3 protein-coding genes are annotated in these 3,419 nt (G+C 64.2%); all 3 read left to right on the top strand.

The genetic code is table 11. The features are described 5' to 3' along the window. Positions 1 to 880 (top strand): ABC transporter permease subunit (locus VD811_07045; protein HXV20728.1); only part of this gene is annotated, 880 nt, incomplete at its 5' end. A gap of 49 nt (positions 881 to 929) precedes the next feature. Continuing rightward, positions 930 to 2,522, top strand: coding sequence for a phosphate ABC transporter permease PstA (gene pstA / locus VD811_07040; GenBank protein HXV20727.1), 1,593 nt, complete (start codon positions 930 to 932; stop codon positions 2,520 to 2,522). A 21-nt stretch (positions 2,523 to 2,543) separates the two neighbouring features. After that, positions 2,544 to 3,326, top strand: a complete 783-nt coding sequence (pstB, locus tag VD811_07035) for a phosphate ABC transporter ATP-binding protein PstB (GenBank protein ID HXV20726.1) — start codon at positions 2,544 to 2,546, stop codon at positions 3,324 to 3,326. The last annotated feature ends 93 nt before the right edge of the window (positions 3,327 to 3,419 follow it).

Genomic DNA, 3,419 nt, shown 5'->3' with positions numbered 1-3,419 from the left:
GCTCCTCGCCGTGCCGCTGGCCCTGTTCGGCGCCATCTATACGAGCCAGTTCGGCAGTCCCCGGCTGCGGCAGATGATCAAGCCGACGGTGGAGATCATGGCGGCCATCCCCTCGGTGGTCATCGGCTTTCTGGCGGCCCTCTGGCTGGCGCCCCTGATCGAGCGCAATATTGCGGTTCTCTTTCTCAGCCTGGCCCTGCTGCCGACCAGCTTCGTGCTGGCCCTGCTCGCCTGGCAGGGCGCGCGCCGCATCGGGCCGCTGCGCCATATCGAACGCGGCTACGAATTCCTGGCCCTGGCCCCGGTGCTCGTGCTGGCCGTCGCCGCCGCCTGGATCCTGGGGCCGCTGGCCGAATCGCTGCTGTTCCAGGGGGACTTCCGGCAGTGGCTGTTCAACACGGCAGGGACCCGCTTCGACCAGCGCAACTGCATCATCATCGCCTTCGCCCTCGGCTTTGCTGTCATCCCGATCATCTTCACCATCGCCGAAGACTCCCTTTCCAACGTGCCGGGCAGCCTCAAGGCCGCCTCGCTGGCCCTCGGCGCCAGCCGCTGGCAGACGGTCTGGCGGGTGATCCTGCCTTCGGCGAGCCCGGGCATCTTCGCCGGCGTGATGATCGGCTTCGGCCGGGCCATCGGCGAGACGATGATCGTGCTGATGGCCACCGGCAACACCGCCATCATGAACTGGAGCATCTTCAACGGCATGCGTCCGCTCTCCTCCAACATCGCCGTGGAGATTCCCGAAGCCCCGTTCGGCGGATCGCTCTACCGGATTCTGTTCCTGTCGGCCGTCCTCCTCTTCATGCTGACCTTCATCCTGAACACGGCGGCAGAGATCGTCCGGCAACGGCTGCGCAAGAAGTACGGACGGTTCTGATGCTGTTGCTGCCATTTACGGATTACCAATCACGAATTACGGATTATCGATGAAAAAATACCTGCGTGAAGGTGAACCCTTTGTCTGGGCGACCGCGGCGGCGCTGGCCCTGACGCTGCTGATGGCCGCCGTCCTGCTGGTCGTCGTCATGGTCAACGGTCTGGGAGTCTTCTGGCCCTCGCCGGTGGCGGTGGCGACCCTCAAGAGCGGCGATGCGGTGATGGGCGAGATCATGCAGCGCGAGCCGATGCCGTCGGGTGAGGGGGAGCGGCTGCAGTTCAAGATCGGCAACCGCGACCTCTACGGCCTCGATTTCCGCTGGCTCGATGGCGCCGAGATCGGCCAAATCGACTTCCCGGCGGGGGCGACCGTACTCGAGCGCCAGGAGTACGGCAACTTTTACGGCACCCTGCAGGCAGTCGAAGCCCCCGGCCTGGACTCCGCCGCCGCGCCCTGGGAACAACTCGAAACCGCCCGGATCCTGGTCGACGAGCAGCTTTCGGAACTGGAGAAGCTCAGCAGCCAGTTGGCAGACCTCAACAACCGGATGGAGCGGCTGCGTCTGCAGGGAGTCAAGCTCGCCTACCAGGGGAAGGGGGTCGACGCTCCCGAGCTGCGTGACCTGGAGCGCCGCCAGCAGATCCTGCAGGCCGATTTCAACCGGCTGCTCGCCCAGCAATCTGAGCAGACCGAGCGGCTGCAGCACTTCACCGTCACCGTCGCCGACGTCGGTGGCCGGGAGAAGACCATCCCGCTGACGTCCGTCGTCCGCGCCTACCGCCCCAACACCCTGTCGACGACGGACAAGGTCTTCTTCTACCTGAGCAAGCTCAAGGAACTGATCGTCGGCGAGCCGCGCGAGGCGAACACCGAGGGGGGTCTGTTTCCGGCCATTTTCGGCACTGTCATGCTCATCTTCCTGATGAGCCTCTTCTCCTTTCCCCTCGGGGTGCTGGCCGCCGTCTATCTGCGCGAGTATGCCCGCGAGGGGGTCCTGGTGCGGCTGGTGCGCATCGCCGTCAATAACCTGGCCGGCATCCCCTCCATCGTCTACGGCATCTTCGGCCTCGGCTTTTTCGTTTACGGCGTCGGCGGCAGCATCGATCAGCTCTTCTTTCCCGACCGGCTGCCGACCCCGACCTTCGGTACCGGCGGCATTCTCTGGGCCAGCCTGACGCTGGCGCTGCTTACCGTGCCGGTGGTGATCGTTGCCACCGAGGAAGCCCTCGGTGCCATTCCCGCCGGCGTCCGCGAAGGCTCGTTGTCGCTTGGCGCCACCAAGTTCCAGACCCTGATGCGCATCCTGCTGCCGATGGCCTCCCCGGGCATCATGACGGGACTGATCCTGGCCATGGCCCGGGCCGCCGGCGAGGTGGCGCCGCTGATGATCACCGGTGTGGTGAAGCTGGCGCCGTCGCTGCCCCTCGACGGCAACTTCCCTTACCTGCACCTCGACCGCAAGTTCATGCACCTCGGCTTCCACATTTACGACATCGGTTTCCAGTCTCCCAACGTCGAGGCGGCCAAGCCGATGGTCTTCGTCACCACCCTGCTGCTGGTGCTGATCGTGGTGGTCATGAGCAGCGTCGCCATCTGGCTGCGCAACCGGATGAAAAAACGCTATACCTACGGCACGTTTTAACCGCACGAGAAGGAAACAGACATGAGTGAAACCGCCAGCATCCGGGTCGAAGATCCCGTCATCGAGGTGGAGAATCTCCACTTCTACTACGGCAGCTCGGAGGCCCTGCACAATCTCAATATCGCTTTTCCCCGCCGTCAGGTCACCGCCCTGATCGGCCCCTCCGGCTGCGGCAAGTCGACCTTTCTGCGCTGCCTCAACCGGATGAACGACCTGGTCGACGGCGCCCGGGTGACCGGCAGCATGCGGCTCAACGGCACCGAGATCAACTCGACGGCGATGGACGTCATCGAACTGCGGCGGCGGGTGGGGATGGTCTTTCAGAAGTCCAACCCGTTCCCCAAGTCGATCTATGAGAATGTCATCTACGGCCTGCGCATCGCCGGGATGAAGAACAAGGCGCTACTCGACGAGACGGTCGAGCGAAGCTTGCGGGGGGCAGCCCTCTGGGACGAGGTCAAGGACCGCCTGCACGACAGCGCCCTCGGCCTCTCCGGCGGCCAGCAGCAGCGGCTCTGCATCGCCCGGGCGATCGCCGTCAACCCCGAGGTGATCCTGATGGACGAGCCGTGCAGCGCCCTCGATCCCAAGTCGACCGCTCGCGTCGAGGACCTGATGGGCGAGCTGCGGGAGAACTACACCATCATCATCGTGACCCACAACATGCAGCAGGCGGCCCGGGTCTCCGACAACACCGCCTTTCTCTACGAGGGGCTGCTGATCGAGTACGGGGCCACCCGCAATATCTTTGTGAAACCGAAGAACAAGCAGACCGAAGACTATATCACCGGCCGGTTCGGCTAAGGGGGAAGAGCAGATGACGCAACACATTCAGCGGGAGCTGGAAAAGCTCAAGAAAATGATCCTCGCCCTCTCGGCCGTGGTGGAGGAAACGGT

The sequence above is a fragment of the Desulfuromonadales bacterium genome, assembly GCA_035620395.1.
In the GTDB taxonomy this organism is placed as follows: domain Bacteria; phylum Desulfobacterota; class Desulfuromonadia; order Desulfuromonadales; family DASPGW01; genus DASPGW01.
Note: the sequence above shows the minus strand (reverse complement) of the source record. Positions and strands in the feature narration are given on the sequence as shown.